6 protein-coding genes are annotated in these 5,954 nt (G+C 58.9%); 3 read left to right on the forward strand and 3 right to left on the reverse strand.

What is annotated here, in order from left to right; translation table 11 throughout:
• Positions 1-348: 348 nt before the first annotated feature.
• Entirely contained in the window at positions 349-1,905 is a 1,557-nt protein-coding gene (locus FHY04_RS22175) for an MFS transporter (RefSeq protein ID WP_234422830.1), read from the reverse strand.
• 100 nt (positions 1,906-2,005) lie between these two features.
• On the opposite strand from FHY04_RS22175, the gene FHY04_RS22180 reads away from it, so the two are divergent.
• The 3 genes from FHY04_RS22180 (at position 2,006) to FHY04_RS22190 (ending at position 4,515) form a co-directional block, all read left to right on the forward strand.
• Positions 2,006-2,173 (forward strand): hypothetical protein, encoded by a 168-nt coding sequence (locus FHY04_RS22180; RefSeq protein WP_183938025.1) that lies wholly within the window; start codon positions 2,006-2,008, stop codon positions 2,171-2,173.
• 371 nt (positions 2,174-2,544) lie between these two features.
• Positions 2,545-3,522 carry a TerC family protein gene (locus tag FHY04_RS22185; RefSeq protein WP_183938027.1) on the forward strand — a complete coding sequence of 326 codons (978 nt, stop codon included), beginning with the start codon at positions 2,545-2,547 and terminating at the stop codon, positions 3,520-3,522.
• A 159-nt stretch (positions 3,523-3,681) separates the two neighbouring features.
• On the forward strand, positions 3,682-4,515 hold the full coding sequence (locus tag FHY04_RS22190; RefSeq protein ID WP_221211942.1) for a MipA/OmpV family protein: 834 nt from the start codon (positions 3,682-3,684) through the stop codon (positions 4,513-4,515).
• Here the strand turns inward: FHY04_RS22190 and FHY04_RS22195 are convergent.
• Both FHY04_RS22195 and FHY04_RS22200 read right to left on the reverse strand, forming a co-directional pair.
• Positions 4,505-5,296: a hypothetical protein gene (locus FHY04_RS22195; protein WP_183938029.1), complete on the reverse strand. Its 792-nt coding sequence runs from the start codon at positions 5,294-5,296 to the stop codon at positions 4,505-4,507. The genes FHY04_RS22190 and FHY04_RS22195 overlap by 11 nt on opposite strands.
• A gap of 190 nt (positions 5,297-5,486) precedes the next feature.
• Positions 5,487-5,771 (reverse strand): hypothetical protein, encoded by a 285-nt coding sequence (locus tag FHY04_RS22200; protein ID WP_183938031.1) that lies wholly within the window; start codon positions 5,769-5,771, stop codon positions 5,487-5,489.
• Positions 5,772-5,954 lie beyond the last annotated feature (183 nt).

The following is a 5,954-nucleotide window of genomic DNA, read 5'->3' on the forward strand; positions in this document are numbered from 1 at the left end:
CCCGTGAACCTGACCGGCCGCTACAGCGCTGGATGATAGCGCGCGGCCGGTCAGCTTCACTACCGCTGAGCTACACCACCACCCGGGACACGACCTCACGCGCGGGCCTGTCCGAAACCACAACCTTTCCGACAGACTGTCGAGCAGCGCTAGGAACTCCGGGGGTAAATCAAGAACATTGATGATTTTGAGAGTGTCGGAAAACGGTATGTTTGCGGCAGACTTGGACGATTGCAGTTCCTGGCAACCTGTCCGCAATCTCTGTTTGTCGTGCAGTCGTGATTGCGACCGGGTTTTTCACATATCTGACCGCTGAGGACACTCCGGAGGCCTATGTCGAGCCGACAGCTAAGCCGTTGCTTCCAGCTCGCGTAAGCTGCGTCCGCGCGTCTCTCTTCCTGCGCGCCCGATCAGTACCGCTGACAGCGTCATTGGTACAATTAGCGCGATTGCCGCGCCCCCCATCGTCGGGATCAGCCCAGCGAAGGCGCCCAGCTGGACAGCAACGCCACCAAATTTGCTACTCCCCGCGATAAGCCCGGTGGCACGCCCACGGACGCGTAATGCGTAGTTTTCGGCTGCATAGGGAAGTAGCACGGCGATCAATCCGTTTGTGCCAACCACCAGCAACGCGATCACAGCGATGAGCAGTGGTGGCCAAGCCAGCGTAGGCGCCGGCAGTAGGGCTCCGGCAAGCCCGGCGAGTGTGAGAAGCACAGTGCCGATCAGGGTGCGCTTGCTACTCCACCGGCTGTAAAGGAAGGCCGCGATCATGATCGTGGGCAGGGCAACAAGTGCTGAGCTGGCGATGATGCCGCTCGCAATCTCGGCACTGAAGCCTCGATCCTGGAGATCGGAAGGCAACCATAGCAGCAAGCCGAAGTTGACGAAGCTCCAAGACAGGGCCGTGATCACCAGGGCGATAGTCAACTCGCGGTGGTGAGCCGCGGCGCTGCCAGCGTCCGCTGGCGCTGCTTGTGGCGCACGCCTGACAATTCCGAACTTTCGAGCCATGTCAGCTAGTTCGGCGTCCATACCCCGTTCCAACAGAAATCGCGGGGACTCAGGTATCCACCTTGCCATCGCAAGCAGCAGCAAACCGGTGGGAAAGCCCTGCAGCCACAAGCTACGCCAGCCGAACAGGGGCTCGAACAGATGCGCTGCACCGCTAGCTGCGAGGTAGCCACCGACCAGTCCCGTACCACCAACCAGCACAAGGACCCAGCTTCTATGACGCGGAGGCATGATCTCTGCCAACAGCGTGTAGACGACGGGCAGCATTCCGCCAGCCGAGCACCCCATCAGAAAACACATGACCAAGTTCCAGCTGTAGGAAGGCATAGCTCCGCAGATGGAGGTCGAGACGAACAGGATTGTCGACAACAGGATCGACACACGCCGACCGTAGATGTCCGCAAGCCACCCCCACAAGAACGAGCCAACTGTGGTCCCCGTAAGGGCAACGAACGGAAGCAGGGCAACGGTCGATTTGGCGAGCCCATACTCGCCCCGCATGCCGGGAAGCACGAAGCCGAGGGTTGCTGGCTTCATAGTGTCGATGATGAGCCCGAGGGTAAGCACCAGCAGAACGGCAGCATGCGAGCGCGTCAGAGGGGTATCATCGGGCGCTTCATATGCGACGCCAACGGCTGCCCTGTGATCAGGCCGTTTCTTGGGTAAAGCGCCAAATATAGCTGCCGGCACGCCGATACCGATCAGCGCCATGCCTAGGTACATCCATCCGTCCATAGCCATACCCGACAGGTGATTGCCCATCGTATGGGCCATCGCGAGCATTGGTAAGTGAAGGGCCACCCCAACGCTGATCGCCGCACAGCCTGCCCAGAAGAGCGGCCAGCGCTCGCCGACAACCGAGTTTCCGCGGCTGCTACTGCCATTCGCCATTTATTTCCCCCCACCAGCAGTAGCGACATACGCCGCACGGCTTGCCTGCCGCAAGCAGAGCACATGCCGACGGGGCACGTTGCGGCTCATGGCTTGCCGAATGGCTTTCAGGCTTGCGGCTCGCCAAACTGAGCGTCCAGAAGTAGGCGTTATCGACCGATTCATCTTCCCGATCGGCGTGATGTTTTGGGATGAGAAGTGCGGCAGATTGAGCGCAGACTACGGTCGTTATCAAATATTGAAACTGATTGATAACCGCAAACCGTAACCTATCTATAAAGAGCGGGCCGGGCCCCTCTGACAATTTCCCTTGGGTGATTGTGATGTCGGACCGCATCGGGTTATCTCGATATAGGCCTGGCCGCTTTGCCTCCTGTCGTCGTTGATGATCCAATCTTTCGATCACCGATTGAGAAGAGGCTCTGAGCATGAAAATCAACAGACTCGCCGAGCTGCATCCGCAGTTGGACGAGCGCGTGCGTATCGCGATAGCGCGCCGAACCCCGAATTCTCCAATTGTGCTGCAATTGTAGAGCTTTGAGTTGGGCCTGAGAGGCCGCTTGTGCGCACCACACGCGAGATACCGGCCCTCCTGACCGCTGATCCCGCCCCACGTCATCATGTTTGTTAGAGGTCCCCATGCCTGAGCTGCTCTCCTTGTTATTCCTTGGTACGCCTGTCTGGATGTGGCTGGCATTTCTCGGCATCGTCGCAACGTTGCTGATCCTCGATCTGGGTGTGTTGCACCGCGGACAGCGGGAAATCGGGGTGCGCGAGAGCCTCGCATTGTCAGCAGGTTACATCACGCTGGGACTGGCGTTCGGCGGGTGGATTTGGTGGTATATCGGGCCTACTGCCGGTCTCAACTACGTGACGGGCTTCGTCATCGAGAAGAGCCTCGCGATGGATAACGTGTTCATCATCGCCATGATCTTTGGCTACTTCGCCATCCCCCGCATCCACCAGCACCGCGTACTGTTCTGGGGCATCCTGGGTGTCATTGTCCTGCGTGCAGTGATGATCGGTTTTGGTGCGGCATTGGTCGATCGGTTCGAATGGGTATTATACGTCTTTGCGGCCTTCCTGGTTTTCACCGGTATCAAGATGTGGCTGACTGCAGACACGGAATATGACGTAGCCAGTTCGCCCGTTTTACGCTGGGTCCGCCAGCGCATGCCGGTTACCGACCAACTTCACGGCGAACGATTCTGGGTGAAAGAGCAGGACCCAGCGACGGGGCGCATGCGCCGGATCGCTACGCCGTTACTACTGGCTCTGGTCATGATCGAATGCGCTGACGTCATCTTTGCGGTCGATTCCGTGCCGGCCATCTTCGCGATCACAACGGATCCATTCATCGTCTACACGTCGAACATCTTTGCTATCCTTGGGTTACGCGCGCTCTATTTTGCGCTCGCCGCGATGGTCGACCGGTTCCATTACCTTAAATACGCCTTGGCCGCGTTGCTGGTATTTATCGGCTCGAAAATCTTCGTTGCCGACATGTTCGGGCTCGCCAAATTCCCGCCCGCAGCGTCGTTGGCGGTAACCTTTGCGATACTGGGTTGCGGCGTCGGCTGGTCCCTGTGGAAAACGCGAGCGGCTGCTTCGGCCTGAGTTTGAACGCGTCCGCCGGCATTGAAAGCGGACCGGTCATACGCTGTGGGTATAGCCGTACTCCATCTACCGGGACTGGCGTTTACGACGCGCGGGGATAAGGTGGCTGCTGACATGACCGACCGACCGTCATCAACGGGGCCGAAAAAAGGGATAAGGATGCGCTCCGCTCTAACCATCCTTGCGCTAGTCTCTGCTCAACCCTGCTTCGCGCAGACGGACCTGCGGCCGCCCCCCCCCGCAGGTCGGCCTTTGGAGGCAGGCACTGCCGGATGGAGCATCACCGTCGGCGTCGCACCAGTCTTAAGCCCTGCATGGCAAGGCTCGCGAGACATGGCCTTGTCGATCTTTCCCGACCTGCGGATCAACTACAAGGACACCATCTTCGCTTCGATCCCCGACGGTTTGGGTTGGAACGGGGTGAACCGGGACGGGTGGAAGGCAGGACCGCTCGCCAAGCTCCGCTTTGGGCGGGATGAAGAGCGCGGGGGATCGCCGTTCCTCATTACAGGCGGGAGTGACGCGCTACGCGGCCTCGGCGACGTAGATGCAGCTGTTGAGGTGGGAGGCTTCGTCGAGAAACGGGCTGGGCCATGGCGTGGACGGATCGAGGTTCGTCGCGGCTTCGGCGGGCATGACGGCGTTGTCGCCGACGGGTCAGTTGCTTACCAGGCGCGCCGGGGACGGACCATCATCAACATCGGGCCTCGCGCAACGCTGGCAAGCCGCGAGTATATCGAGACGTATTTCGGCATCGATGCGCTCCAGTCGCGACGGTCCGGACTTAGACCGTATTCTGCGTCAGGCGGACTATTGTCCTACGGTGTAGGCGGTACCGTAATTCGTCCCCTAAACCGGCGAAGCGCCATCACGCTTTTCACTGGCCTGGATCGACTAGGTCAGAACGCAGGCGATTCACCCCTCATCCGCGAACGCGGGCGCCGGACCCAATTCACCCTAGGTCTCGGCTACGGATTTAGGTTCAACCTGTAATCGAACCAGACGCATATACCCTGCGCCGGTAGCCAGCGACCAAGCCTGAAATAACGAGGATCGCGGCAGCGCCGGTTGCTACGGCAATAGGTCCTGCAGCTTGGCCACCTGCAGCGAAGATAGCAGCAAGCGCCCAAAGGAAAACAGCTGCGTACGGCAGATTGCCACGTCCTCGGACCAGCACGGTGGCCGCGATGAGTCCAGCAATCACGATCACCGCTGCACCGATCCCAGGAGCGGCTGCACCGCCCTCCACGCCGTGATACCTCAGGCTAGCCGCGATGTTGACGGTGGTAGCGACGGTCAACCATGCGGCGAGCGCGCTCAACGGAAGGTACGCACACCACCACGCAGTTTTCGACACCGTCGCATTCGACAGGGCATGATAGGCAACGATCAGGCACGTAAGCGTCAAGGTAATGATCAGAACCGATACGAAGCTTAACCCGTAAAGCTGTGTGTAAGCAGCCCAGAGTGCGTTCCCCAAAAATGCGCCCGCTGCCGGCCAGCGCAGGCGATGAAGCAATGCATTTTGGCGCTGTGCGGGCAGGGCCTGATAAACAGCAAACACCGTGGCTCCGAGGTAAAGCGCGCCCCAGATCGAGAATGCCCAGCCTGCCGGGGTTATCAAGGTTCGGACCGCCAGAGACCGGGATCCGATAGGCTGACCGATCCCAATCTGCGGTAAAAGAGGCGTCAGAATTTGAAGCGCTGCTGTCAGCAGCACCGCGAGATGCGGCAGATTTAACGCGGTCCGTTGGGATAAGGTATTCGTTGCCATTTTTCCACAACGGCCGATCGGCTTACGCGTTGCAATGTCACGAAGGAACGCGGTTGCATTCAGCGCTATCGTATCTAAACGATCCTCGGGCGCCTGACATATTGTCATTTACCCGAGGCTTCAGTGGGACGACCCAGAGGCCTTTATCCACAATCCCGGTTGCGACGCGAAGGCGGTATCTTATCGCATTCTAAAGTGCGGAGGATAAGACGCAATATACCAGGACCGGTACGCCAACCAAAACGATCAAAAGTAACAGGTTGAGCTCCATAAGTCGGCTCAGCCAGTCCTTACCCTCATTCTGCCGGTCTTTGGCATCAGCCTTAGAATAGCCTTCTACGATCTCCAGATCGAATTTGTTCGAGAAAAAGCTTTGTGGTCGCATCCGCAAGAAAGGCTGAGGTGCTGGATTGGCAGCTTGATGCTGACGGTCATCCTGACACAAATCATCGGATTTCGAGACTTGGTTTTCCACTACACGGTTTCCACGTATTCGAGATCATGGGCGCGCAGAACGCGTCCCAAAGGTCAGATCGAATAAAGCCCGAACTCGAACGGCAATGGCCGCGAGCTCGGGCTAAGCGCGTGCGGCGAGTTGGCCGGCGTGGTCGCGGAAACGCTTATGTGTCGCAGGAGCGTACATGTCAGTAACATCGGG

Origin of the sequence: Sphingomonas sp. BK481, from assembly GCF_014194875.1 — a bacterium.
GTDB lineage: Bacteria > Pseudomonadota > Alphaproteobacteria > Sphingomonadales > Sphingomonadaceae > Sphingomonas > Sphingomonas aerolata.